Origin of the sequence: Pseudomonas sp. JAI111, from assembly GCF_024809425.1 — a bacterium.
Taxonomy (GTDB): Bacteria; Pseudomonadota; Gammaproteobacteria; order Pseudomonadales; family Pseudomonadaceae; genus Aquipseudomonas.
Genome location: NZ_JANUCB010000018.1, coordinates 24,420 through 48,521 on the forward strand (window position 1 = coordinate 24,420; position 24,102 = coordinate 48,521).

The 24,102-nt window shown below is 60.8% G+C and carries 23 protein-coding genes and 1 pseudogene; 16 read left to right on the top strand and 8 right to left on the bottom strand.

The features are described from left to right. Positions 1 to 6: 6 nt before the first annotated feature. Positions 7 to 204: a heavy-metal-associated domain-containing protein gene (locus tag HNR03_RS31390; RefSeq protein ID WP_222589637.1), complete on the bottom strand. Its 198-nt coding sequence runs from the start codon at positions 202 to 204 to the stop codon at positions 7 to 9. Positions 205 to 351: 147 nt separating this feature from the next. Here HNR03_RS31390 and HNR03_RS31395 point away from each other — a divergent pair, with 147 nt between their 5' ends. The 3 genes from HNR03_RS31395 (at position 352) to cueR (ending at position 3,767) form a co-directional block, all read left to right on the top strand. After that, positions 352 to 735: a hypothetical protein gene (locus tag HNR03_RS31395; protein WP_222589636.1), complete on the top strand. Its 384-nt coding sequence runs from the start codon at positions 352 to 354 to the stop codon at positions 733 to 735. Between the two features lie 228 nt (positions 736 to 963). After that, the gene (locus tag HNR03_RS31400; RefSeq protein WP_259158305.1) at positions 964 to 3,357 is read left to right on the top strand and encodes a heavy metal translocating P-type ATPase; all 2,394 of its coding nucleotides are present in this window, start codon (positions 964 to 966) and stop codon (positions 3,355 to 3,357) included. After that, a complete protein-coding gene (gene cueR / locus HNR03_RS31405; protein WP_090175934.1) occupies positions 3,354 to 3,767 on the top strand; it encodes a Cu(I)-responsive transcriptional regulator in 414 nt (137 codons plus the stop codon). The genes HNR03_RS31400 and cueR overlap by 4 nt, the downstream gene beginning before the upstream one ends. Here cueR and HNR03_RS31410 read toward each other — a convergent pair. Both HNR03_RS31410 and HNR03_RS31415 read right to left on the bottom strand, forming a co-directional pair. Then, positions 3,721 to 4,932, bottom strand: coding sequence for an MFS transporter (locus HNR03_RS31410; protein ID WP_259158308.1), 1,212 nt, complete (start codon positions 4,930 to 4,932; stop codon positions 3,721 to 3,723). The genes cueR and HNR03_RS31410 overlap by 47 nt on opposite strands. Positions 4,933 to 5,160: 228 nt before the next feature. Continuing rightward, positions 5,161 to 6,054: a PA4780 family RIO1-like protein kinase gene (locus tag HNR03_RS31415; protein ID WP_123369234.1), complete on the bottom strand. Its 894-nt coding sequence runs from the start codon at positions 6,052 to 6,054 to the stop codon at positions 5,161 to 5,163. 446 nt (positions 6,055 to 6,500) lie between these two features. Here HNR03_RS31415 and HNR03_RS32080 point away from each other — a divergent pair. Together HNR03_RS32080 and HNR03_RS32085 are read left to right on the top strand one after the other, a co-directional pair. Then, positions 6,501 to 7,589, top strand: a pseudogene (locus tag HNR03_RS32080) (cache domain-containing protein); the annotation flags it as partial. Positions 7,590 to 7,718: 129 nt separating this feature from the next. Beyond that, the gene (locus HNR03_RS32085; protein WP_405046104.1) at positions 7,719 to 8,447 is read left to right on the top strand and encodes a methyl-accepting chemotaxis protein; all 729 of its coding nucleotides are present in this window, start codon (positions 7,719 to 7,721) and stop codon (positions 8,445 to 8,447) included. A 140-nt stretch (positions 8,448 to 8,587) separates the two neighbouring features. Here HNR03_RS32085 and HNR03_RS31425 read toward each other — a convergent pair whose 3' ends face one another. Further along, positions 8,588 to 9,379, bottom strand: coding sequence for a helix-turn-helix transcriptional regulator (locus tag HNR03_RS31425; protein ID WP_259158317.1), 792 nt, complete (start codon positions 9,377 to 9,379; stop codon positions 8,588 to 8,590). Positions 9,380 to 9,462: 83 nt separating this feature from the next. Between HNR03_RS31425 and HNR03_RS31430 the strand changes: the two genes are divergently transcribed. Then, entirely contained in the window at positions 9,463 to 10,491 is a 1,029-nt protein-coding gene (locus HNR03_RS31430) for a bile acid:sodium symporter family protein (RefSeq protein WP_259158320.1), read from the top strand. On the opposite strand, the gene HNR03_RS31435 is transcribed toward HNR03_RS31430, so the two are convergent. Then, positions 10,478 to 11,755 (bottom strand): acetyl-CoA C-acetyltransferase, encoded by a 1,278-nt coding sequence (locus HNR03_RS31435; protein WP_259158322.1) that lies wholly within the window; start codon positions 11,753 to 11,755, stop codon positions 10,478 to 10,480. The two genes, HNR03_RS31430 and HNR03_RS31435, sit on opposite strands and share 14 nt — an antisense overlap. Before the next feature lie 218 nt (positions 11,756 to 11,973). Between HNR03_RS31435 and HNR03_RS31440 the strand changes: the two genes are divergently transcribed. Together HNR03_RS31440 and HNR03_RS31445 are read left to right on the top strand one after the other, a co-directional pair. After that, on the top strand, positions 11,974 to 13,326 hold the full coding sequence (locus tag HNR03_RS31440; RefSeq protein ID WP_259158326.1) for a 3-oxoacyl-ACP reductase: 1,353 nt from the start codon (positions 11,974 to 11,976) through the stop codon (positions 13,324 to 13,326). A gap of 2 nt (positions 13,327 to 13,328) precedes the next feature. After that, a complete protein-coding gene (locus HNR03_RS31445; protein WP_222589628.1) occupies positions 13,329 to 14,183 on the top strand; it encodes a MaoC family dehydratase in 855 nt (284 codons plus the stop codon). A 92-nt stretch (positions 14,184 to 14,275) separates the two neighbouring features. Here HNR03_RS31445 and HNR03_RS31450 read toward each other — a convergent pair whose 3' ends face one another. Further along, on the bottom strand, positions 14,276 to 14,689 hold the full coding sequence (locus HNR03_RS31450; protein ID WP_222589627.1) for a response regulator: 414 nt from the start codon (positions 14,687 to 14,689) through the stop codon (positions 14,276 to 14,278). Between the two features lie 68 nt (positions 14,690 to 14,757). Next, entirely contained in the window at positions 14,758 to 14,970 is a 213-nt protein-coding gene (locus HNR03_RS31455) for a Flp family type IVb pilin (RefSeq protein ID WP_090175965.1), read from the bottom strand. Positions 14,971 to 15,296: 326 nt separating this feature from the next. Here HNR03_RS31455 and cpaB point away from each other — a divergent pair, with 326 nt between their 5' ends. The 8 genes from cpaB to HNR03_RS31495 are packed head-to-tail and all read left to right on the top strand — an operon-like array spanning position 15,297 to position 22,787. Beyond that, the gene (cpaB, locus tag HNR03_RS31460) at positions 15,297 to 16,244 is read left to right on the top strand and encodes a Flp pilus assembly protein CpaB (RefSeq protein ID WP_259158330.1); all 948 of its coding nucleotides are present in this window, start codon (positions 15,297 to 15,299) and stop codon (positions 16,242 to 16,244) included. 21 nt (positions 16,245 to 16,265) lie between these two features. Continuing rightward, positions 16,266 to 17,534, top strand: coding sequence for a type II and III secretion system protein family protein (locus HNR03_RS31465; protein WP_259158333.1), 1,269 nt, complete (start codon positions 16,266 to 16,268; stop codon positions 17,532 to 17,534). After that, on the top strand, positions 17,531 to 18,721 hold the full coding sequence (locus HNR03_RS31470; RefSeq protein ID WP_259158334.1) for a pilus assembly protein: 1,191 nt from the start codon (positions 17,531 to 17,533) through the stop codon (positions 18,719 to 18,721). Before HNR03_RS31465 ends, HNR03_RS31470 begins: the two co-directional genes overlap by 4 nt. Continuing rightward, the gene (locus HNR03_RS31475; protein ID WP_259158336.1) at positions 18,718 to 19,998 is read left to right on the top strand and encodes a CpaF family protein; all 1,281 of its coding nucleotides are present in this window, start codon (positions 18,718 to 18,720) and stop codon (positions 19,996 to 19,998) included. Before HNR03_RS31470 ends, HNR03_RS31475 begins: the two co-directional genes overlap by 4 nt. A gap of 10 nt (positions 19,999 to 20,008) precedes the next feature. Continuing rightward, a complete protein-coding gene (locus HNR03_RS31480; protein ID WP_259158338.1) occupies positions 20,009 to 20,893 on the top strand; it encodes a type II secretion system F family protein in 885 nt (294 codons plus the stop codon). Continuing rightward, a complete protein-coding gene (locus HNR03_RS31485) occupies positions 20,890 to 21,780 on the top strand; it encodes a type II secretion system F family protein (protein ID WP_259158340.1) in 891 nt (296 codons plus the stop codon). The genes HNR03_RS31480 and HNR03_RS31485 overlap by 4 nt, the downstream gene beginning before the upstream one ends. 10 nt (positions 21,781 to 21,790) lie before the next feature. After that, positions 21,791 to 22,504, top strand: a complete 714-nt coding sequence (locus HNR03_RS31490; protein WP_259158343.1) for a tetratricopeptide repeat protein — start codon at positions 21,791 to 21,793, stop codon at positions 22,502 to 22,504. A 13-nt stretch (positions 22,505 to 22,517) separates the two neighbouring features. Beyond that, positions 22,518 to 22,787, top strand: coding sequence for a DUF3613 domain-containing protein (locus HNR03_RS31495; RefSeq protein ID WP_222589620.1), 270 nt, complete (start codon positions 22,518 to 22,520; stop codon positions 22,785 to 22,787). Between the two features lie 102 nt (positions 22,788 to 22,889). Here HNR03_RS31495 and HNR03_RS31500 read toward each other — a convergent pair whose 3' ends face one another. After that, the gene (locus tag HNR03_RS31500) at positions 22,890 to 23,270 is read right to left on the bottom strand and encodes a DUF6124 family protein (protein ID WP_259158345.1); all 381 of its coding nucleotides are present in this window, start codon (positions 23,268 to 23,270) and stop codon (positions 22,890 to 22,892) included. Positions 23,271 to 24,102 lie beyond the last annotated feature (832 nt).

Consider the following 24,102-nt stretch of genomic DNA (forward strand, 5'->3'; position numbering starts at 1 on the left):
CTGGTCTCAGGCGAGTTTTGCCTCATAGCCTTCTTCAGTGATCGCCGCGATCACTTCTTCGGCGGTCAGGGTGCTCTCGACGCCGACTTCTTTTGCCGCCAGTTCGACCCGCACACTGGCCGCAGGATCCTTGGCTTGCAGCGCTTGGGTAATGGCTTTGACACAGTGACCGCAGGACATGCCTTGAACATTGAACACTTGCATGGGATGACTCCTTGAGTGAGGTTGCGAGCAGTCTCGAGCTTGCCACCATGGCAAGGTCAAGTTCTGTAAAACGCTGCCGGGCTGGCAATCGGCGTCGCGCTCGGCCAAGCTGCGTGCATCAATGACTCGACCTCAGGAGATTCAGCCATGCGCTGGTCAGCTCTCAGCCTGTTTGGCTTCCTCAGCCTCTTTGCCGCGACGCCTTCGGCTCAAGCCGCCGGGGAGGACTACGGGGTTCTGATCATTTCCCGCGAGCGCCTGGAAGTCGCAACCGCCTGCGAGATCGGCGTGTACATTCAGGATCAACTGTCGGCGCGGCTGTTCCAGGAACAAAGCACCTCGTTCAACCTGCCGCCGGGCAATGTGTCCTTGCGCCTCAAACTGTTGCCGGGCCAGGCTCCGGGCTGCAACCCGGGGATGCTCGCACCGGGCTCGCAGAACATCACGCTCAAGGCCGGTGATGTGTTGAAGTTCCGGATTGCGATGACGCAGGAAGGGATGTACCTCAAACCCGCCGCCCTCGAATACTGACGCAAATCCAACTGATCGTTCCCACGTCGAGGCGTCGAACCGTCCGCGTGGGAATGCCTCAACGGACGCTCTGCGTTCGGCTTTTAAATGGGACGCGGAGCGTCCCGGGCTGCATTCCCACGCAGAGCGTGGGAACGATCAATCATCTTTTGATCTGAGACATGGCGCTTGACCTTGCCAGCATGGCAAGGTTGATCCTGTAGGCATCTTCTACAGGGAGCGCGACCGATGTCCGAATCCACTACGTTCGATTTGCCGATTGCCGGCATGACCTGTGCCAGTTGCGCCGGGCGTGTCGAGCGTGCCTTGAGCAAAGTCGTCGGCGCCTCCGCCGTCAGCGTCAACCTCGCCACCGAACAGGCTCGCGTCCAAGCGCCCAGCGACAGCCTGCCAGCGTTGATGGAAGCGGTGCAGCAGGCCGGTTACAGCGTGCCGCAGCAGACGCTGGAATTGAGCATCGACGGCATGACCTGTGCGTCGTGCGTCGGCCGTGTCGAGCGGGCACTGGCCAAGGTGCCGGGGGTGAAAAGCGTCAGCGTCAACCTCGCCAACGAGCGCGCCCACCTCGAATTGCTTGGACACGTCGATCCACAGACGTTGATCGGCGCCGTGACCAAGGCGGGCTACAACGCCAGCGTTTGGGAAGTCGAACACCCGCAAACCGACAACCAGCAACAGCGCCTGCATCGCGAGCGTTGGGCATTGATCATGGCCATCGCCCTGGCCTTGCCGCTGGTGTTGCCGATGCTGCTGCAACCGTTTGGCGTGCACTGGATGCTGCCGGCCTGGGTGCAATTCGCACTGGCCACGCCGGTGCAGTTCATTTTCGGCGCGCGTTTTTATATCGCTGCCTGGAAAGCTGTGCGCGCCGGTGCCGGCAACATGGACTTGCTGGTCGCCCTCGGCACCAGCGCCGGTTATGGCTTGAGTCTTTATGAGTGGGCCACCGCGGCCGGGCGTATGCCGCACCTGTATTTCGAAGCGTCGGCGGTGGTGATCGCGCTGGTGCTGTTGGGCAAATACCTGGAAAGCCGCGCCAAACGCCAGACCGCCAGCGCCATCCGCGCCCTCGAAGCGTTGCGCCCGGAACGGGCGATTCAAGTCATCGATGGCCGCGAGCAGGATGTCGCCATCAGTGCTTTGCGCCTCAATGACCTGGTGCTGGTCAAACCCGGCGAACGCTTCCCGGTGGACGGAGAAGTGGTCGAAGGCCAGAGCCACGCCGACGAAGCGCTGATCAGCGGCGAAAGCCTGCCGGTGCCCAAGCAACCTGGCGACAAGGTCACGGGGGGCGCGATCAATGGTGAAGGTCGGTTGTTGGTGCGCACCCAGGCCTTGGGCGCGGAAACCGTGCTGGCGCGGATCATCCGCCTGGTCGAAGACGCCCAGGCGGCCAAAGCGCCGATTCAGAAACTGGTGGATAAAGTCAGCCAGGTGTTTGTGCCGACTGTGTTGCTGATCGCATTGGCGACACTGATCGGTTGGTGGTTGTACGGTGCGCCGATAGAAACCGCGCTGATCAACGCCGTCGCCGTGCTGGTCATCGCTTGCCCCTGCGCATTGGGCCTGGCCACGCCGACCGCGATCATGGCCGGTACGGGTGTGGCGGCTCGCTACGGCATTCTGATCAAGGACGCTGAAGCCCTCGAACGCGCCCATGAAGTCAGCGCCGTAGTGTTCGACAAGACCGGCACGCTGACCTCGGGCACCCCACGCATCGCTCATCTAAGCGCTATCGAAGGTGACGAAGCCGGCCTGCTGCAAATGGCCGGCGCCCTGCAACGCGGCAGTGAACATCCACTGGCGAAGGCGGTTCTGGACACCTGCGCCGAACGCGGCTTGAGCGTGGCCGATGTCAGTGACAGCCAATCGCTGACCGGACGCGGCATCGCCGGCACGCTCGACGGTCGTCGCCTGGCGCTGGGCAATCGCCGGATGCTGGAAGAAAGCGGTTTGAATGCCGGTCCGTTGGCTGACTCGGCAACGGCCTGGGAAACCGAAGGCCGGACACTGTCCTGGCTGATCGAACAAAGTCCCAAACCGCGAGTGCTCGGCCTGTTCGCGTTCGGCGATACCCTCAAGCCCGGCGCCCTGCAAGCGGTGCAACAACTCAACGCACGCCACATCAGCAGCCACTTGCTGACCGGCGACAATCGCGGCAGCGCCAAAGTGGTTGCCCAAGCCTTGGGCATCACCGATGTGCACGCCGAAGTGCTGCCGGCAGACAAAGCCGCCACGGTGGCCACACTGAAGAAAACCGGTGTGGTGGCGATGGTCGGTGACGGCATCAACGACGCCCCGGCACTGGCTGCGGCCGATATCGGCATCGCCATGGGCGGTGGCACCGACGTGGCCATGCACGCGGCCGGTATCACCTTGATGCGCGGCGATCCACGGCTGGTGCCCGCGGCACTGGAAATCAGCCGCAAGACCTACGCGAAGATTCGGCAGAATCTGTTCTGGGCCTTTGTCTATAACCTGATCGGCATTCCGTTGGCCGCGTTCGGCTTCCTCAATCCGGTACTGGCCGGCGCAGCAATGGCGTTGTCGAGCGTCAGCGTGGTGAGCAATGCGTTACTGTTGAAAACCTGGAAACCCAAGGACCTGGAGGACAATCGATGAACATCGGCCAAGCAGCCCGCCACAGTGGCCTGAGCGCAAAGATGATCCGTTATTACGAGTCCATCGGCTTGCTCAAGGCCGCCCATCGCACCGACAGCGGCTACCGTGTTTACGGCGATGACGACCTGCACACGCTGGCGTTCATCAAGCGCTCCCGGGACCTGGGGTTTTCACTCGAGGAGGTCGGCAAATTGCTGACCCTCTGGCAGGACCGCCAACGCGCCAGTGCCGACGTGAAAGCCCTGGCCCGTCAGCACATCGACGAACTGAACCAGAAGATCCGCGAGCTCGGACAGTTGCGCGACACCTTGCAGGACCTGGTCGAGCACTGTCAGGGCGACCATCGCCCTGACTGCCCGATCCTCAAGGAGCTGGCGTCGGGCTGTTGCGCCGAACCTGCCCGCGCCTGAGCGTCAGTCCCTTCACCACCAACACAGTGGTGATTGGAATACCGTGGAACAGCAACACCACGGCCCCCGGCGCCCACCACGCATAGAACGGCGCGGCGATCAGCATGCCGACGCCGAATCCGGTCATTTGCAGCAGCGTCAACACGCTGAAGATCGGCAGGCGCAGGTTGTCCGGCTCGCGTTGCAGGCGCGACATCAATCCAACCTCCGAGAACCCGTCCCCCAACCCCGCCGGCAACGAGAACAACAGCAAACCGTAGAGCGTCTGCTGCTGAAACATCAGGATGAAACCGCAGGACATCAGCAACACGCCGAAGAAAAATCGTCGCTCCAGATGTGCGTTGTCCGAGCCTTGCAGATGACTGGCGATTCGCGCGCCGATCAGTTTGCCGCTGGCCCAGACCGCCAGCATCAGACCCAGGGTGGTACTGGCGGATTCGGGGGTGAGCAGTTTTGAAATGATCGGAAAGCCGACATTGTGCGCAGCGCTGCCCAGGGTGTCGGCCATGGTGACGGCCAGCATCGCGGCTACCACGGGTGTGCTGCGCAAACCCTGGCGCAGGGCCGACCATTCATTGTGTTCCTGAACGGGGTCGACAGCCGGTCTGGAAAAGCGCAGCGGCACGATGAACACCGCGGCCAGCAAATAAGTGACCACGTTCAACGCAAACACTGTTTCGAAGCCAAACGCGGCCACCAGCAACCCCGCCACCAGACTTCCGCCGACCATGGCTGCCGACGACGCCGAGGTGATCCAGGCATTGGTCTTGAGCAGGTGTTCGCCTTCGATCAAGTGTGGCAATTGGCTGTTGAGGCCGATCGCAAACATGGAATTGCCGAATCCCAGGCCAAAAGCGATAAACGGTAATAACAAGGCCTGTTGGGTAACGGGCAGCACCAACAGCAACCCCAAAAGCGCAGCACGCAGCAGGTCGAACGCGATCAGCGGCCATCTCCCTGCCCAACGACGATAGAACGTCGTGCCGATGAGGCTGGCGAAAATCCCTCCGCCCACGCGGCTGGCGAGAAAGATCCCCACGCTCATGGCGCTGTTGCTGAGCAGGTAGACGTAAGTGGCCAAGGCGACCATGTTGAGGAAGGCGCCGAAATCCGAGACCAGACGAGCGCTGACGATCAGTCGGGCGTTGCGGGTGGAGGTGTTCACATTCAATCCTTGAGTGTGGGAAGTCCGGAAAACTCAAAACACAGCTACACCGCAAATTCAGTGTAGAAGTGAGCCTGCTCGCGATGGGGCCGTCATATTCAACATCATTGTCGCCGGACTGTCCGCTATCGCGAGCAGGCTCGCTCCCACATTAATCTTCAGTGTTTGGAGGATTCGGGGCAGGCATCTACAAAAAACCCGGCCGAAGCCGGGTTTTTCGTTAACCGATCACTGCATCCATGGGGGAGGCGGTTCTTCGGTCTTGCCCGGTGGCGCATCATCTGCCGCGCGCACCGCTTGTTTACGCTCTTCATCCAGGCGTGCCGCCTCGATCTCGCGCATGATCCCGCCCACGTCGGCCAGCTCTTCCGGCTCGTCGAACTCGCCGGTCAATACGCTGGCCGGGTGCAAGGTGCCGGCTTCGAACAACGCCCACATTTCCTTGGCGTACTTGGTCTTTTTCAACTCCGGCGCAAACCGGCCGAAGTAGGACGCCATGTTGCCCACGTCCCGCTCCAGCATGCTGAACGCGTGGTTATTGCCCGCCGCGTCGACCGCTTGCGGCAAGTCGATGATCACGGGGCCGGTCGGGGTCAACAGCACGTTGAACTCCGACAGGTCACCGTGCACCAGACCGGTACACAGCATCAGCACGATCTGCGAAATCAGGAACGCGTGATATTCGCGCGCCTGATCCGGCTCCAGCACCACGTCGTTCAGACGCGGCGCCGCATCGCCGTACTCGTCGGCCACCAGTTCCATCAGCAGCACGCCTTCAAGGAAGTCGTACGGTTGAGGCACCCGGACTCCGGCGCCGGCCAGACGGAACAATGCCGCCACTTCGGCGTTCTGCCAGGCGTCTTCGGTTTCTTTCTTGCCGAACTTGGAGCCCTTGGCCATCGCCCGAGCCTGCCGGCTGTTGCGTACCTTGCGGCCTTCCTGATATTCGGCCGCCTGGCGGAAACTGCGTTTATTCGCCTCCTTGTAGACCTTCGCGCAACGTAGCTCGTTACCGCAGCGCACCACATAAACAGCTGCTTCTTTACCACTCATGAGTGGGCGCAGCACCTCGTCGACCAGACCGTCCTCGATCAGGGGTTCAATGCGTTTTGGAGTCTTCATCAGCTTTTATTGTGGGTCCTTTATTACCAAACACGCGAAAGTCATTCGTTATACGGCAATCCACTCGTTCGGGGGAGGGGTTGCCGACCTATGAACGTCGTGATGCACACAATGTGCCGGATTAATCGGTCCCTCTCCTTCGGTCATTATCGGCCGCAAAAGATCATAGCTGAGCCGACAACACTTGTTGGCAGAGGCTTGCGAGGGCAATTGCGACAGAAGCTGACACCTTAATTCATACCCTTCGTAGGATTTTTCTTTTTAAGCCTCAATTTCCCCCGCAATCAGCCGAAGTCCTCAGAGACAAAGTGATTTGTCCGACAATCGTTCCGACAACAAAAACGATGGCGCGCTCCAGGATCGGGGGGATCAAAAACGTTTACGGCTGCCAAAAATCCGCGAGTCTTCTGCACTGCGTGGGCCTACAAGAAAAATCTGGAGCGCGGATGAACATCAAACAGAAGTTGACCTGGGCGTTTGCAATCATCGCCTGCTTGCCGGTGGTGCTGGTCGCCACCCTCGTCGTGCTGAACTTGCGCAGTGACGCCAAGGAGAATTTCGTCGACGGCAGCGGTCGCGAAATTCGTCAGGTCAGCAACGCCATGCAATTGTTCTTCGACGGCATCAGCCAGAACGTCGACTACCTGGCCAAGCAACCTCTGATCAAGAACTCCGACGATAGCCTCAAGACCTACATGGGCGCCAACGCCGAGAGCATTCCCCAGGGCGAGATGGACAAAAAAGTCTTCGGCCTCCTGCAGGACCTGGGCAACAGCCATCCATCCTATGCCTACGCCATCCTCGGCACGGCGGCCGGCGGTTATGTGTCCTGGCCGGACGATGCCAAGCTGAGCAATTACGATCCGCGCCAACGCCCCTGGTACAAGGCGGCCCAGGCCAAGCCGGGCAAACCGTTTCGCACCGAGGCCTATTATTGGGCCCAGGACGACGCAACCTACGTCAGCACCGTGCGCACCATCGACAACAAATTGGGCACCAACGGCGGCGTAGTCAGTATCGACGTGACGCTCAAGCAGCTCACCGAGATCGTCAAACAGATCAAACTCGGTGAAACCGGCTATCTGATGCTGCTGGAAAACACCGGCACCGTACTGGTCGATCCAAAACAGCCGGAACACAACTTCAAAGCCCTCAGCAGCCTCGGCGAAGGCTATGCGCAACTGGCCAAGGCCGGTAAAGGCCTGGTGGAAGTCGAGCTGAACGGCGAACGCTACATGGCCAACGTCTGGCCGTCGGAGCAACTGGGCTGGACCTTTATCGGCCTGATCAAACAGAACGACGTGATGAGCTCGGCCACGCAACTGACCTGGCTGATCGCAATCATTGCTGCCGTGCTGGCGGTGTTCTTCGCCATCGTCGGCGCCAGTTTCGCCAGCCTCATCGTGCGGCCGATCCGCAGCGTGGCCAGTGGCCTGGAGGGCATCGCCCAAGGTGAAGGCGACCTGACCAAGAACCTGGAAATCCGTGGCAGCGACGAAACCGCGCAACTGGCCAACTGGTTCAACCAGTTCCTGACCGCGATTCGTAACCTGATCCAGAGCATCGGTGGCGCAGCGAACAAGATTCTTGCTACCTCAAAAAGCTCGACCCAGGTCTCCAGTGACATGGCCGAAGCGGCTGGGCGCCAGCGTGAAGCGGTAGACATGGTGTCCACGGCGTTCCACGAAATGGTCGCCACGGCCAACGAAGTCGCGCGTTCTTGCAGCCAGGCAGCCGAGTCGGCAGACAGCGGTCAGCGTCAGGCTCGTGAAGGTCAGCAGCAAATCGACGCGGCCGTAACCAGCGTTGATCGCCTGAGCCAGGAAATCGAACAGTCGGCGCAGTCGATGCAGCAACTGGAACGCGACAGCAACGACATTCAGTCGATCCTGGGGACCATTCGCTCGATTGCCGAACAGACCAACCTGCTGGCCCTGAACGCGGCCATCGAAGCGGCACGGGCCGGTGAACAAGGTCGCGGTTTTGCGGTGGTGGCGGATGAAGTTCGCGCCCTTGCCAAGCGCACGGCCGATTCCACGGCGGAAATCGACGGGCTGCTGGGCAACCTGGCCAAACGCACCAGCCAGGTGACTCAGCAGATGCATGCAAGCCTTGAGGTCTCTCAGCAATCGGTGAGCCGCATCGGCGAGGCCCGTAGCAGCTTTGGGTTGATTCGTGAGTCGGTGGATGTGATTCGCGACATGAACACCCAGATCGCCACGGCGGCGGAAGAACAGCATCAAGTGGCGGAAGACATCAACCGGCACATCAGCCAGATTCATGGCGATGCGCAGTTGGTGGCGGAACTGGCCAACTCGGCGCGGCTGGACTCCCAGAGCCTGGCCGGGTTGTCGAATGAACTGGACGTCCTGGTTCGCCGCTTCCGGACTTGATCAGAGGCCGCTTTTAATGATCGTTCCCACGCTCCGCGTGGGAATGCAGCTCGGGACGCTCCGCGTCCCTTTCAGAGCCGAACGCGGAGCGTCCGTTGAGGCATTCCCACGCAGAGCGTGGGAACGATCAATCTGCAGTGTTACTGCTTGAAGAGTTCGCCAGGGGTAAACCCGAACAGGCTTTTGAACGCCGCAATAAACGCCGACGTCGAGTCATACCCGCAAGACAGCGCGGCATTCGTCACGCTGTCACCCTCCTCCAGCAGACTCAATGACGACAGCAGCCGCATCCGCTGACGCCATCCGCGAAAACTCAACCCGGTCTCGCGCTGGAACAAGCGCATCAGCGTCTTTTCCGAAGTGCCGAGGCGTTCCGCCCATTCCTGCAACGTCACATTGCGCTCCGGGCTTTCGATCAGTTCATTGCACAAGCCCAGCAGTCGCGGGTGCCGAGGCAACGGCAAAGAAAAACCCACTTCCGGCAAACTTGCCAACTGATCCAGCAGCACATTCACCAGCCGTGCTTCCTGGCTATCGCCTTGGGGATATTCCACCGGCAACGCACAAAAACTCTTGATCAACTCGCGCGCCAGCGGCGTGACTTCCAGCACCCGGCAACGCCCGTCCGCCCACTCACAATCTTCGCGGCGCACGTAGAGGCTGCGCATCTCGGCACGCATCGAGGTCACCACCTGGTGTTCCAGGTCCGCCGGAATCCAGATGCCCCACTGCGGCGGCGCAAAGAAACTGCCCTCAGCGGTGTGCACGCCAAGAACGCCACTGATGGCGTAGGAAAACTGCACCCAGTCATGGCGATGAGGCGGCGTCCAGGAACCGGCATTCAAACTTTCCGCCCGCGCGAACAGCGGACGCGGCAGCGCGGTGAGCGTCGGAATGGTCCGTACGAGGGAAAGTTGTCCGTTAGTCGGCATTGATTGGCCTTATGTCGCAAGACGGCAGTCAGGGCCAACGTTAGGCTAAGTCACCATTTCTTACAAATGTATTCGGTGCCGTTATGCATGCCTTCAAACACCTCAAACGCGTGGTCACCGACTGGTTCTTGTGCGGCATGCTGATCGCCACGCTGCTGGCATATTTCTTCCCGACCTTTGGCGCCACGGGCGGCGGCATGCACGCCGAATACGTGATCAACATCGGTGTGTTCCTGGTGTTCTTCCTTCACGGCGTCAATCTGTCCAGCGAGCAGATCCGTCATGGCCTGAAGAATTGGAAGCTGCATGTGATGGTGCAGTGCTTCACCTTCGCGGTGTTTCCACTGATCTGGCTGCTGAGCGACAAACTGCTGGGCTCGCACCTTCCATCCCTGCTGATGCTGGGCTTCCTCTACCTCTGCGCCCTGCCCTCGACCATTTCCTCGTCCGTGGCCCTGACCGGCAGCGCGGGCGGCAACGTGCCGGCGGCGATTCTCAACGCGAGCCTGTCCAGTGTGCTGGGGATTTTCCTGACGCCGTTGCTGGTGAGCTTCGAGGTCGGCAGCGGGGCCGGCGGCATTGAACTGGGCTCGACCCTGCTCGACCTCTGCGCCATGTTGCTGTTGCCGCTGGTACTCGGCCAATTGGTGCGGCCGTTGTTCGGCAAGTTTTTCGCGCGACACAAGCGCTACACCAATGTCGCCGACAAACTGGTGATCCTGCTGCTGGTGTATGCGGCGTTCTGCAACTCGATGGTTTCGGGGATGTGGCAGAACCAGGGCAACACAGTAATTCTGACCGCGCTGATCGGCAGTGCGATCCTGCTGGCGATCATCCTGTGGATGACCACCCGCACCGCTCGCGCATTGAAATTCAGCCCGGCGGATGAGATCGCCGCGGTGTTTTGCGCCAGCAAGAAATCCCTGGCTGCCGGTGCACCGATGGCGGCGCTGATCTTCGGGGCCAACCCGGGCCTTGGCTTGATTCTGCTGCCGATCATGATCTATCACCCGTTGCAGCTGATCGTCTGCTCGGTAATGGCCGAGCGTTACGCCAACCTCAACCGTGAACGCATCGCGCAGCAGAACGCGCAACTGGTCAGCGCTCGATAATCGCCGTCACACCCTGACCACCGGCGGCGCAGATCGAGATCAAGCCTCGACCCTTGCCCGCCGCATCCAGCAACTTCGCCAGGTTGGCGACAATGCGCCCGCCAGTCGCGGCAAACGGATGCCCCGCCGCCAGCGAACTGCCTTTGACGTTGAGGCGGCTGCGGTCAATGGAACCCAACGGCGCATCGAGGCCGAGGCGGGTTTTGCAAAACTCTGGATCTTCCCAGGCCTTCAACGTGCAGAGCACCTGCGCGGCGAAGGCTTCGTGGATTTCGTAGTAGTCGAAGTCCTGCAAGGTCAGGCCGTTGCGCGCCAGTAAACGTGGCACCGCGTAAACCGGCGCCATCAACAGCCCTTCGGCGCCATTGACGAAATCCACCGCCGCGGCCTCGCCATCGCGCAGGTAAGCGAGGATCGGCAATCCACGCTCCTTTGCCCATTCCTCACTGCCCAGCAGCACCAGCGATGCACCGTCGGTGAGTGGCGTGGAGTTGCCCGCCGTCAGCGTGCCCTTGGCGCTTTTCTCGAAAGCCGGTTTCAGCGCGGCGAGTTTTTCAAGGGTCAGGTCCGGGCGCAGGTTGTTGTCACGGGTCAGGCCGAGGAACGGCGTCATCAAATCGTTGTGCCAGCCTTCGGTGTAGGACGCGGCCAGATTGCGATGGCTTTCCAGCGCCAGTTGATCCTGTTCTTCGCGGGGGATGTTCCAGGTCTGCGCCATCAATTCGCAGTGCTGGCCCATGGACAAACCGGTGCGCGGTTCGCCGTTGCGCGGGAATTCCGGAATCAAATCCCGGGGACGCAATTGCAGAAAGGTTTTCAGTTTATCGCCCGTGGTCTTGGCCCGGTTGGCTTCAAGCAACACCCGGCGCAAACCTTCACTGACGCTGATCGGTGCATCCGACGTGGTGTCGACGCCACCGGCAATCCCGCAATCGATCTGGCCCAGGGCGATCTTGTTCGCCACCAGCAACGCCGCTTCAAGCCCCGTGCCGCAAGCCTGTTGGATGTCATAGGCCGGCGTGCTGGGGGACAACCGCGAGCCGAGCACGCACTCGCGGGTCAGATTCATGTCTCGCGACAGTTTGAGCACCGCACCCGCCACCACTTCGCCGATGCGCAGGCCATGCAGGTTGTAGCGCTCGATCAGGCCTTCGAGCGCGGCGGTAAGCATCGCCTGATTGCTGGCGGTGGCGTACGGCCCGTTGGAACGGGCGAAGGGGATACGGTTACCACCGATAATCGCGACGCGGCGCAGCTGAGTCATGAAAAGCTCCTTGAAAAATTCAATTTGGGAACCGATCCCTTGTGGGAGTGAGCCTGCTCGCTCCCACAGGATTGCATTCCAATTCAGGTCTGCGGTCGCCTGAAAGTCCTGCGACGAACTAATCTGCTGAGTTCAAGCGTAGGCCTAATCTCGTGGATCGAACGACTGATTGCCATTCGTGGTCCACACTTTGAACCCCAGCTGCCGGAGTGCGTTCCATGTCTGACCGTTATATCGACTTCGCCAATTCGTCCATCGGCCATCGTCTGGTCGGGGCCTTGGGACTGCCGTCTCCGGTACGCCTGGAACGCTGGCAAGCAGGCCGGCTGCGGCCCGTCGAAGGAGCGCTGTTGATCGGCGGCGGCCCGTTGGCGGACAACGTCAGCGCCTTCGCCAATCGCCTGACCGATGCGATCTATGCCTACGGTGCCGAGCCTTCCCTGGCCACCGCGTGGATTCCCGGCCACGGTCCGAAGATCAAGGCCGTGGTGTTCGATGCCAGTGATGTGCTGCACACCGATCAGCTGAAACGGCTGCGCGAATTCTTTCAACCGCTAATGAAAAACCTCGATAACAGTGCGCACCTGGTGATTCTGGGGCGCGCGCCAGAAACGCTGAGCGACCCGTTCGCCGCCAGTGCACAGCGCGCCCTGGAAGGTTTCAGCCGTTCGCTGGCCAAGGAATTGCGCAGTGGCGGCACCTTGCAGCTGATCTATGTCGGCGAAGGGGCCGAGGATCAACTGGAAGGGCCGCTGCGGTTTTTCCTCTCGCCCAAAAGCGCGTTTGTCTCCGGGCAGGTCATCCGATTGAAAGCCTGCGATACGCAGGTGACGGACTGGACTCGTCCACTGGCCGGGCGCAAGGCGCTAGTCACCGGTGCCGCGCGTGGCATTGGTGCCTCCATCGCCGAGACCCTGGCCCGAGACGGTGCCGAAGTGATCCTGCTCGACGTGCCACCGGCCAAGGCCGACCTGGACGCGCTCGCCGCACGCCTTGGCGGGCGCAGCATCACCCTGGACATTTGTGCCGAAGACGCTGCTGCGCAATTAATCGAACAGCTGCCTGACGGTATCGACGTGGTGGTCCACAACGCCGGCATCACCCGCGATAAAACCCTGGCCAACATGACCCCGGAATTCTGGGATGCGGTGCTCGCGGTCAACCTCAACGCACCGCAAGTGCTGACCAAGGCGTTGCTCGACAGCGGCACCTTGCATGACAACGGTCGAGTGATTTTGCTTGCCTCGATCAGCGGCATCGCCGGCAATCGTGGGCAAACCAATTACGCGGCAAGCAAGGCTGGCCTTATCGGTCTGGCTCAAGCCTGGGCACCGCTGATGAGTGAACGCGGCATCAGCATCAACGCCGTGGCACCCGGATTCATCGAAACGCAAATGACCGCACACCTGCCGTTCGGTATCCGCGAAGCCGGGCGACGCATGAGTTCGCTTGGCCAGGGCGGCCTGCCGCAGGACGTTGCCGAAGCGGTGGCCTGGCTGGCGCAGCCTGGCACCGGCGCGTTCACCGGGCAGGCGTTGCGAGTCTGCGGACAAAGTGTTCTGGGGGCGTAGACATGATCATTGACTGGCACACGCTCAATCGCGAACCGAGCCTGCCTGCGCTGTATGTGCGGGCGGCGATGCGGCGAAAAATCACCGGCACCACGTTGCCCGACTCCGGTTTGCGTTGCTGGGTCGAGGTCGATCCCAACCGTTTGGCGGCGTATCGCAAGGTCTGCGGGTTTGCCGACAACGGTTTGCTACCGCCGACCTACCCGCACATCCTGGCGTTTGCGCTGCAGATGCAATTGCTCACGGCCAAGGAGTTTCCGTTCCCGTTGCTCGGGCTGATCCACCTGAGCAATCGCATCCGGGTTTTACGGCCCATGGGCGGCGTGCATCGTGTGCGGGCCAGTGTGCAGGTGCAGAACCTGCAACCGCACGCCAAGGGCGCCACGTTCGATCTGGTGACCTCACTTGACGATCAGCTGGGAACGCTGTGGGAGGCTGAAAGCCGAATGTTGTGCCGGGGCGTCAAACTTGAGGGCGAACCCGTCGAAGAGGTCCTGGCCTCGACACTGGACATGATGGAAGTGACGCGCTGGAAAGCGCCGGCGGATATCGGTCGCCAGTACGCCAAGGTGTCCGGAGACTACAACCCGATTCACCTGAGTGCCGCCAGCGCCAAACTGTTCGGCTTCCCCACAGCCATCGCCCATGGGCTATGGAACAAGGCACGGACATTGGCCGCGTTGAGCGAGCATCTGCCCACCGCCAATGTCGAGATCGAGGTTCAGTTCAAGAAACCGGTAAGGCTGCCCAGCGAAGTGACATTGCTGTCCAGCGCGGCAGGCTCCAGTGGCGATTTTCAGCTGGTGGGTGCAGGGGATCTTGAACACATGACGGGGCATTGGCGGCCCATCGCTTGAGTCGGCCGTTCCCAGGCTCGCGTGGGAACGGTTTTTCAGCCCTCATGCCATGGTCAATTGTGTCTAAACACCTTTGGTTTTTCGGCGCCCTCTCAAGGGACTAGGCGTTGCATCTCCGGCTGCGGAAACAAATTATTCAGCGTTTCCAGCAACCGCACGTGGTAAATCGGCTTACGAAACAGGTCAAGCACCTGCAGGCGCAGCATGTCGCTGACATCCTCCATGTCCGCATGTCCGGACGTGACGATCACCGGCAAATGTTGACGTGAAGTGTGTTCGCGCAAGCGCCTGATCAGCGACATGCCGCTTTCCTCCGGCATGCGCAGATCAGTGATCACCAAGGCGATATCAGGATGGCGGGTCAGATGCTGCAGAGCGAACTTGACCGACGTTGCGGTGAAACAATTGAAGCCCTCCCCCTCCAGTAATTCCGCCAATTCCAGCAATGCATCCTCTTCGTCATCGACCAGCAGCAGCTGTTGACGTGGCAGCGCGTGCGCGTTCATGGGTAACTCCTGCAATGGACCAAGCGCTGACGTCAGTACCACTCAGGCACGCTGGCAAGCTGTAACGTTCATGGTGTCGCCGGCACCAGCACATTTTTGATCCCGGTAAAAATCAGCGTAATCGCACCCGAAATCGGCGTCATGAAAGCCGCCAGTGCCACGGCGGCCATGCCCGCGATAATGGCGTATTCGATACCCGAAGCCCCTTCGGTGTCTTTCGCCAGATTGAAGTAGAAGGCAGCTTCGGACTTGATCTTCTGAACAATGTTCGTGAAGGACATAACGATTTCTCCTGAGAGCAGCGGGTGTTGCACCGTCGCAACATGATTCCCCTGTGCCAGCATCAGCATTGTCGCCATTCTCCGGACCTACAACTGTAAGAACGCATTAATACTTAAGTATTAAGCGCAGGCCGTGGACATCGGAAAACCGCACCGAGCGCGTCAACCCTTTCCTTTTGTTCGTTTTTTTGGTGGCACTAATGGCGTTTTGCTCTACCTGCGCTACCGTCCAATAGCGAAATAGTTCAATTTTTTTACTGCCTGAATGCAAAAAATTTCTCGTCGCACGGCACGGGTCATCAAGCACCAGGGAAGGGGAAGCCGTCATGAACAGCCGAATCACCATGGGCCTGGCCGGATTGTTTTTGGTCGGTGCCCTGATCGCCGGTTACTGGGGACTTACACTGAGCCGACAACCCTCTCCCGAACCCATCGTGCAACCTGTCGTTGTCACGGCCGCGCCAACCACGCCCGCGCCGGAGCCCGCAGACGATCACACCCGCCAACCGGTTGTGGTCCTGCTACACGACGTGGCGCCCTTCGTTCAGATCACTGCCGCCGATGTGACCCTGGAAAAACTGCGCACGGCCCCGGTCGGCAGTTTGACCCGACTGGATCAAGCGATTGGCCGCACGCCATGGCGCGCACTGGCGGCGGGCACCTGGCTCAATGCTGAAAGCTTCGAAGCCGGCAGCGCGCTGGCGCGAATGATCCACCCCGATGAACGCGCGCTTGCCGTCGCGGTAGATGAGGTGATCAATGCGGGTGGCCAACTAAGCCCGGGCGACTACGTCGACGTGATGCTGTTTTTGCGCGCAGACGCCAACAACCCCCAGCAGTCGGCTCAGGTGGTGGTCCCGGCCTTGCGCGTGCTCGGTGTCGGTGAACAACTGGGGCTGACCAATGATGGTCGCCCCGCCAATCCCTCGCGCAGCAGCGAAGAACAAATCAAGCAGGACCAATTGCGTGCCAGTGCCCGCTCGGTGTTGCTCGCCGTCCCCGAACCGTTGCTCAGTCGCCTGATGCTTGCGGCCCAAGCCGGTGTGTTGCGCCTCGCCGTGCGCAGCGCCGAAGAAAAACGCCTGGCGCAGTATTGGGCGAGTGCAAACAGTTCACCGGCCAACCTCACCAATGCCAATCGCGAACTCGTGCAATTCAATCAGCTGGCCCTCGTCAGCCCTCCCAAACCACTCACCTTCGGTGGCGGCGCTGCACCACGCCAAGCGCGGGTGGAAGTCATACGCGGTAATGAAGTGACCCAACAAACCCCCTGAGTCGAGCAAGGATGCATCTCAATGCATAGTCGTTCCATGCCCATGTCCGTTTTCCAAGGCCTGCTTTGGGTTTCCTTGATGAGCGGCCTGCCGTTGAGCATGACCTTCGCAGCCACCGGCAATTGCGCCGCGCTGGGTTCATTACCGGCCGTGCTGGAGGTCGGTGAAGGGCTGCAACAAGAACTGCAATCGCCGGTAGCGATCACACGGCTGGCGGTCGGTGATCCGAAAATCGCCGACGTGCGTGTCAACGGCAACCAGGCCTTCCTGGTCACCGGCATGGCGCCCGGGGCCACCAGCCTGATGGTCTGGACGGCCTGCGCCAGCGCTCCGCGCCAGAGCATGGTGTTTGTCCAGGGACGGGCGACGGCGGCGTTGACCCGCACGTCGTCCATGCCCTCCGAAGATCCCTTACTGCCCTCGCAAGTGCAGACCGACATCCGTTTCGTGGAGGTCAGCCGGACCAAACTCAAAGAAGCCAGCACGTCGATCTTCGGGAAAAGTTCGAACTTCCTGTTCGGCTCTCCCGGCACCGTGCCCAACACCGCCGTGACCCCGCGCGTATTGCCATTGCGCAACATCGATCCGCGCATCGCCGTGCCCAGCATCCCGCTGGCAAATGACATGTTCAACATCGTCGCCGGGGGCGGCAATTTCCTCGCGATCATCAACGCCATGGAAGGCAGCGGCTTCGCCTACACCCTGGCGCGGCCAAGCCTGGTAGCGATCAGCGGGCAGAGTGCGAGCTTCCTGGCCGGTGGCGAAATTCCGATCCCGGTCCCCAGCGCCAACAGCAACAGCTACTCCATCGAGTACAAGGAATTCGGGATCCGGCTGACACTCACTCCGACCGTTGTCAGCACCGATCGCATCGCCTTGAAAGTGGCGCCGGAAGTCAGCGAACTCGACTACAACAACGGCGTGACGATCGGTGGCACCACGGTCCCCGCGTTCACCATTCGCCGCACCGACACCAGCATCTCCCTGGCCGATGGCGAGAGCTTCGTCATCAGCGGCCTGATCAGTACGCAAAACGCCTCGCAGGTCGACAAGTTCCCGGGGCTGGGCGACATCCCGGTGATTGGCGCATTTTTTCGCAGCTCCTCGATCAAGCGTGAAGAGCGCGAGCTGCTGATGATCGTCACCCCGCACCTGGTTCAACCGTTGGCCGCCAACGCGCAATTGCCGTCGCTGCCCGGTGAACAACTGCGCAACTATGACCCCGGGTTTTACCGCATGTACTTCCTGGAAAACGGCAACTTCGATAAACGCAGCGGGTTATCGCAATGAGCCAGAACCTGAGTCAAACCTTCCTCGCGATCACGCGGAACAACACCGACCTTGAATGGCTGCAAGGCGCCCTCGCGCCCTTGGGTCAGGTCGTCAGCGCTGGCGGTGGGAGCCTCGACGAGTTGTTGGCGCTGGTCGATGTGACGTTCGCCAGCCTGGTGTTCGTCGGCCTGGATCGCGAGCACGTGGTGGCGCAGAGCACCTTGATCGAAGGCGCGCTGGAAGCCAAGCCGATGCTGGCCATCGTTGCGCTGGGCGACGGCATGGACAACCAGCTCGTGCTCAACGCCATGCGCGCCGGGGCGCGGGACTTCGTTGCCTATGGCTCGCGTTCCAGTGAAGTCGCCGGGTTGGTACGGCGCCTTGGCAAACGCCTGCCACCGGTAGCACCGAATAATCATCTGGGTGGCCTGACCGTGCTGTATGGCGTGCAAAGCAATGCCGACGGTGCGCTGCTCGCCAACCACATGGCGCACGTGGTGCAAAAGAGTGGCCAGCAAACCTTGCTGCTGGATTTAGGCTTGCCCCGTGGCGACAGCCTGGCGCTGCTTGGTCTGGAGAGTTCGTATCATTTCGGCGATGCGCTGCGGCACGTACGACGCCTGGACTCGACCCTGATCGACAGCGCCTTCACCAGCGACGGAGACGGGCTGCGCATCCTTGCCTACGCCAGTCACGATGAACCGCTGGAGCTCACCAGTGCCGCCGAGCTGTACATGCTACTCAGCGCGTTGCGCCAACACTTCCAGCACATCGTGGTCAATCTCACCGGGCAACCCGACTGCGAAGCGCTGCGCACCTTTGTCAGCCATTGCGACAAGCTGCTCTGGTACACCGATCAGAACGTGCTCGACTGCCGCCGCAACCTGGCGATGCTCAACCTGTGGCGCGAAAAGGGCATGAAGCTCGACCACGCCCGGCTGCTGATTGACCGCTACTTGCGCAACGTCGCACCGGACGCCGACACCCTCGGAAAAAGCTTTGGCATGGAAGTTATCGCCATCCTCGCCTGTAGCCCGGAAGTGCGGCTCAACGCAAAAAACCAGGGCGTGAGCCTGTTCGAACTGGCCCCGCGCGAAGGCCTGACCCAAAGCTTGCGCACCCTCGGCGAATGCTTGGCCAAACGCTCCGAAAGCCTGTCCAAACCCAAGACCGGCTGGTTCAACCGGCTTAGGGGCGCGCAATGAACGGTGAACAATTGTTCGGCGCCACTCAACGCACGCCGACCGGTAACAGCGACCACGAAGGCCTCAAACAGGTCCTGCACCGCTACATCATCGACGCCATTGAAGAGTCCGGAAAAAACCTGCTGGAGGGTTCACGGCAGGTGCTGTCGCAGTTCGTCATCGACAAAGTGGCCGAGTACATTGCGCGCCTGCACCTGGCGATTACCCGCTATGAAATGGAGCGACTGGCCGAAGAGCTGGTCGATGAACTCACCGGTTTCGGCCCGCTGGAAGTGCTGCTGCGCGACCCGGCAGTGACCGAGATTCTGGTCAACGGCCCGCACCGGGTGTTCGTCGAACGCGAGGGTGTGTTGTATCAGAGCGACTTGCGTTTCATCGACGCACACCACGTCGAACGGGTCATGCAAAGGATCCTCGCGCCTTTGGGCCGGCGGCTTGATGAGTCGTCGCCAATGGTCGATGCACGCCTACCTGATGGCAGCCGGGTTAACGCGATCATTCCGCCCATCGCCCTCGACGGCCCGTGTCTGTCGATCCGAAAATTTCGCAAGGACATGCTTAAAAGCACCGACCTGATGGCGATGCAAACCATCGATCAGGCGATCTTCGACTTCATCCAGGAAGCCGTGGGCAAGCGCTGCAACATTCTGATCAGTGGCGGCACCGGCACCGGCAAAACCACGTTGCTGAATATTCTCAGCCAGTTGATCAACCCGCACGAACGACTGGTGACCATTGAGGACGTCGCCGAATTGCAACTGGGCCACCCGCACGTCGTGCGCCTGGAAACCCGCCCGCCGAATGCCGAAGGCCACGGCGAAGTGAAGTCCAGCGACTTGATCCGCAATGCCCTGCGGATGCGCCCGGACAGAATCATCCTGGGTGAAATCCGCGGTGTCGAAGTGGTCGACGTGCTCACGGCGATGAACACCGGTCACGACGGTTCGATGAGCACCGTACACGCCAACAATGCCCAGGATGCGCTGTTGAGGCTGGAAACCCTGGTCGGCCTGACCGGTCGCACAATTGCCGAAAAGACCTTGCGGCAAATGATCTGCGCGGCGCTGGACGTGGTGATCCAGTTGACGCGCATGCCTGATGGCCGGCGTTGCGTCGCCGAAGTGGTTGAAGTGATTGGCGTGCGCGATGACGTCTACGTGACCAACACGCTGTTCAGGCTGGACCGGCGCACCGGCTTCGGTTTTCTGCGTGAGGCAGTCAACCCCGCCGGCGACAAATTGCGCCGCGAGTCAGCACTCCCCCTCTCACCTTATTAAGGGCCACGGCATGCTCAAACCGGTGCTGCTTATCCTCGTTTGCCTGGTGATGTTTGGCCTGTCGATCCGTTTGTTGCTCAGTGGACTGCGACAGACCGGGACTGAACGCGTTCTGCAACGCCTGACTCAGGGGCAGCCGGAACTGACTGTCGAAAAGTCCTCTTGGGCAGGCCTGGAAAGGGCCTTTCTGCGCGCCGGTCTCGGACGCCCCACCGAACGCCTTGGCGTGTGGATGCTGCTGTGGGCCTTGGTCATCCTGATTGGTTTCGCCAGCGCCGGCTGGATCGGTGCCGGGGTGTCACTGCTGGTGCCGCCTCTGGTTCTGCGGCTGTACATCAGCTGGCGCTATCAACGTCGCCTCAAACGCATGATCGAGCAACTGCCACCAATGCTCGATCACACCGTGCGCAGCCTGAAGTCCGGACGCACCCTCGCCGATGCCGTGCTGGGCGCCATCGATGCCGCCCAGGACCCTTTGAAAAATGCCATGGGCCGCGTGCAGCGCAACGTGCAGTTGGGCGTCAGCCTGCCGGATGCGGCCACCGACTTTGCCGAACTGTATGAGAAAGACGAACTGCGCCTGTTTGCCTTGGGGCTGAAGGTCAATCACCGCTATGGCGGCAGCGCCAGCGAACTGCTGGAGAACCTGATCAAAATGATCCGCGAGCGTGAGCAGATTGCGCGACAACTGAGCGCCATGACCGGCGAAACCCGGGTGACCGCCTGGGTGTTGGGCTGCTTGCCAGTGGGCCTGGCCGGCTATTTTCTGGCTGCCAACCCCACCTACTTGCTCGCCATGTGGCACGACAGCTCGGGGCAAATCATGCTCGCCACCGCGTTCGGTTTGCAGGCGGTAGGCAGCCTGCTGCTCTGGCGCATGTTGCGTAGCGTATGAAAATCGCCCTGCTGATCAGTGCGCTGCTGTTTCTGGGGGCAACTCTTTTGCTCCTCAGCGCCCTGCTGGATCAACGCCGGCGCACGCGCCAAGTCGCCCAGCGACTGGACGGCAAACGAGCCGAAAAAAACCGCGTGGGCCTCTGGTTGCAGGCGCTTGGCAACAGCTCTCTCGGTCAGCGTGTGGTCAATCTGGACAACGAGACCCAGACCTTGCTCAACCGTCTGGGCTGGCGCAGCGCCCGACGGCGCTCGCTGTTTGCCGCGTGCCAGGTCGGCGTCCCGGTGCTGGCGCTGTCCGTCAGCTTGCTGATCCAGAGCGTTTTCTACCTCAACGTTGAGAACCACTGGATCGCCCCGCTGTTTGCCACCGCCATCGGCTACTTACTGCCCAAACGCTTGCTCGCCGCAGCGGCACAACGTCGACAAAGACAACTGGCCACCGAGATCTCCACCTTCATTCCACTGCTGCGCATCCTGTTCGAGTCGGGCATGGCGGTGGAACAGTCGCTGCGCGTCATGAGCCATGAAGGAAAATACCTTCTGCCCACACTGACTCAGGAACTGCGCCTGGTGCTGGCCCGTGTCGACTCCGGCCTGGAACTGGGCGAAGCGCTGAACAGGGCCAGCCACCTGCTGGCGGTCGATGAATTCACCGACACCTGCGTGATCCTGCAGCAGTTGCTTCATCAGGGCGTTGGGGCGATGAAATCGCTGCTGGCGCTCAAGCAATTGTTCGATGACCGGCGCCTGACCCGCTTGCAGGAATACATCTCCAAGATGTCCGCCAAAATGTCCGTCGTGATGATGCTGTTTCTCTTCCCGGCGTTGTTGATCGTGCTGGCCGGCCCCGGGTTCACCGCCCTGGCGCGGGCCATTGGTTCATAGAGGGATGATGATGAAAGCAATGATTGCCGGTTTGAGTCTGCTGCTACTGGGCGGCTGCGCAACGAACAGTCAGGCGCCCTGGAGCGCACTGACCAACACCGCCAGTTGCGGAAAATTGGGCGCTGATGAACAACTGTCGATGAACCTCGCCGACGACATGGCCAAGGACGGAAAACTGCACGCCAGCCTTGCCAACTTGCAACGTCTGCCCGACAACCTGGCCGACGTACGCCTGCGCAAAGCCAAGGTTTACCGCCTGCTGGGCCGCAGTGAAGCCGAGCCGTTGTACCGCAGCCTGGTCGGCACCTGCCTGGCCGCCGAAGCCGAACAGGGCCTGGGCCAACTCGCCGCTGCCAGGGGCGATAACGGTCAGGCCCAAACCCACTTGCAACGCGCCGCCCAGTTGGCGCCCACCGATGAAAAAATCCGCAACGACCTCGGCGTGGTCTACCTCAATCAACGGCGCATCGAGGATGCACGCTTCGAGTTCCTGACCGCCATGGAACTCAAACAGAGCGATCAACTGGCGGCGTTGAATCTGGTGACGCTGTTGATCTATCAGGACGACTGGAGCCGCGCCGCTGAGCTGGTCAGTCGCCTCGGCCTGAGCCCCGCCCAAGTCACCGAAGCCCAAGAGCGCGCGCAAAAACTCAAGGCCCCGGACAAGACAGGCCCGATCGCCACGAACCAAGTCGCCGCCGTGACGGTTGCGCCCCTTCAATAGAGAGAACATCGCGATGAAACCCACCTTCGTTTACCTCGCCCTGTTGGCCTTGCCCCTCACCACCCACGCCCTCGAAGGCCCCTCCTCGGCGCAACAACAGGAAACCGAAGGCTGGCTGCAACTGCAAAGCAGCAACAAGGCCGCCTCGCAAAAACCACAAACCTCAACCGCGACCGAGCGCGAACTGAGCATGCAGCGGTGGCTAAAAAGCTATGAGCATGAGATCCCGAAATTTTTTGACCAGAATGAAGGAGGGACAGTGTCCAGCGGGTCTGGGGGATAAGCTTCGGAGGTGATTCGCCTGATCCATCGCCTTCGCGGGCAAGGCCGCTCCCACAGGTATTGCGGGGCCCTGCTCGCGAAGAACGAAAACGTCGCGTGACAGTTACACCGTGGCTAGCGGGACATCCACATTATCCAGCGCGCGATTCACCGCCAACTCGGCCAGCATGATGATCTGCTGGATCGCCAGCGCCGTATGCCGCTGCGGCCCCTCCAGATACCCGGCAAAATCACCTGCCATTACACTTGCCGACGCCAGGGACTCACAGGCATGAGCCAACAGACTTTCCGAATCAACGTCAGGGACGACCATAAACATCGTGCTCGGACGTCGAGTTTTGACGCTGTAGGGTTCGGGGGGATCGAGGTAGTAATCGAGGGCGCGGTTTATGGCTTCGCGGTCTTTGATGAGCGCTTCGGCTTCGGTGGCTTCGGCGTTGGGGGTAGCGGTGTTAACGGGTGGATCTGGGACAATTTTGCTCATTTGATTTCCCTGTTCATTTTTTGGAGCCATCACTTTTCGTTTCTCACACGGAAAGTGGTGGCAGCTATGTGCAGGGTGAGAAAACCGGGAACAGAGAACCGGCCGGACCGAAATCCGCCCGCACACAGCCGCCATAGAGCATTGCAGGCAGCAAATAGCTGGCGGCAATTATGGTGATGCTGGCGCTAGATTCAACATATCTGTTCCGGGTTCTCACACCCGGTCGCTGAGGTTTCAGCGACAGCCAGAGGTTAGAGACACGGCTTCCTACCCGGCAACCTGAAAAATGCGTGGGAAAGTACTGCGTTTCTTACACATCGTTAAACACAAAAATGGAACGCGGAGCGTCCCTGGCTGCATTCCCACGCGGAGCGTAGGGAACGATCAGTGGGCAGCAGGAGGAGATTGGTCGGTTGGCGGGCCGTCATCGCTGGCAGGCCAGCTCCCACAGGGTTCGGTGTACATCTGCAGGAGATTGGGCGGTTGGCCGGGCGCCATCGCTGGCAGGCCAGCTCCCACAGGGGAATGGGGTTTATCTGGGAGAGACTGGTCGGCTATCAGGCCGCCATCGCTGCGATGCGGCGACCCGACAAGCCAGCTCCCACAGAAAATCGGGGGCATACCGCCCGCTCCTCACCACTCAACAGGCCGAGCGTTAGCTCGCCTGCAGCTCTTGATCTGGTTTTTGATCCACCTGCCCCTTCGGAAGGCTGAGTGGAGGCGTTCATCTGGGGGGTAGGCGCGTAGCGCCGTTCGACGAAGTCGAACACATCGAGAGGAGGTCGTCGCGAAGCAGACCGGAGGCGATGCCCCCAGATGAATGCCGGAACGA

Excerpts from the sequence above, each read along its gene's own strand:
- HNR03_RS32085 (WP_405046104.1), top strand. The coding sequence starts at position 7,719 with ATGGTGTCCACGGCGTTCCACGAAATGGTCGCCACGGCCAACGAAGTC.
- HNR03_RS31435 (WP_259158322.1), bottom strand. The coding sequence starts at position 11,755 with ATGACTCAGCTGCGCCGCGTCGCGATTATCGGTGGTAACCGTATCCCC.
- HNR03_RS31470 (WP_259158334.1), top strand. The coding sequence starts at position 17,531 with ATGAGCCAGAACCTGAGTCAAACCTTCCTCGCGATCACGCGGAACAAC.
- HNR03_RS31395 (WP_222589636.1), top strand. The coding sequence starts at position 352 with ATGCGCTGGTCAGCTCTCAGCCTGTTTGGCTTCCTCAGCCTCTTTGCC.
- HNR03_RS31465 (WP_259158333.1), top strand. The coding sequence starts at position 16,266 with ATGCATAGTCGTTCCATGCCCATGTCCGTTTTCCAAGGCCTGCTTTGG.
- HNR03_RS31400 (WP_259158305.1), top strand. The coding sequence starts at position 964 with ATGTCCGAATCCACTACGTTCGATTTGCCGATTGCCGGCATGACCTGT.
- HNR03_RS31495 (WP_222589620.1), top strand. The coding sequence starts at position 22,518 with ATGAAACCCACCTTCGTTTACCTCGCCCTGTTGGCCTTGCCCCTCACC.
- cueR (WP_090175934.1), top strand. The coding sequence starts at position 3,354 with ATGAACATCGGCCAAGCAGCCCGCCACAGTGGCCTGAGCGCAAAGATG.
- HNR03_RS31430 (WP_259158320.1), top strand. The coding sequence starts at position 9,463 with ATGCATGCCTTCAAACACCTCAAACGCGTGGTCACCGACTGGTTCTTG.
- HNR03_RS31450 (WP_222589627.1), bottom strand. The coding sequence starts at position 14,689 with ATGAACGCGCACGCGCTGCCACGTCAACAGCTGCTGCTGGTCGATGAC.
- HNR03_RS31475 (WP_259158336.1), top strand. The coding sequence starts at position 18,718 with ATGAACGGTGAACAATTGTTCGGCGCCACTCAACGCACGCCGACCGGT.
- HNR03_RS31500 (WP_259158345.1), bottom strand. The coding sequence starts at position 23,270 with ATGAGCAAAATTGTCCCAGATCCACCCGTTAACACCGCTACCCCCAAC.
- HNR03_RS31490 (WP_259158343.1), top strand. The coding sequence starts at position 21,791 with ATGAAAGCAATGATTGCCGGTTTGAGTCTGCTGCTACTGGGCGGCTGC.
- HNR03_RS31440 (WP_259158326.1), top strand. The coding sequence starts at position 11,974 with ATGTCTGACCGTTATATCGACTTCGCCAATTCGTCCATCGGCCATCGT.
- cpaB (WP_259158330.1), top strand. The coding sequence starts at position 15,297 with ATGAACAGCCGAATCACCATGGGCCTGGCCGGATTGTTTTTGGTCGGT.
- HNR03_RS31455 (WP_090175965.1), bottom strand. The coding sequence starts at position 14,970 with ATGTCCTTCACGAACATTGTTCAGAAGATCAAGTCCGAAGCTGCCTTC.
- HNR03_RS31425 (WP_259158317.1), bottom strand. The coding sequence starts at position 9,379 with ATGCCGACTAACGGACAACTTTCCCTCGTACGGACCATTCCGACGCTC.
- HNR03_RS31480 (WP_259158338.1), top strand. The coding sequence starts at position 20,009 with ATGCTCAAACCGGTGCTGCTTATCCTCGTTTGCCTGGTGATGTTTGGC.
- HNR03_RS31390 (WP_222589637.1), bottom strand. The coding sequence starts at position 204 with ATGCAAGTGTTCAATGTTCAAGGCATGTCCTGCGGTCACTGTGTCAAA.
- HNR03_RS31415 (WP_123369234.1), bottom strand. The coding sequence starts at position 6,054 with ATGAAGACTCCAAAACGCATTGAACCCCTGATCGAGGACGGTCTGGTC.
- HNR03_RS31485 (WP_259158340.1), top strand. The coding sequence starts at position 20,890 with ATGAAAATCGCCCTGCTGATCAGTGCGCTGCTGTTTCTGGGGGCAACT.
- HNR03_RS31445 (WP_222589628.1), top strand. The coding sequence starts at position 13,329 with ATGATCATTGACTGGCACACGCTCAATCGCGAACCGAGCCTGCCTGCG.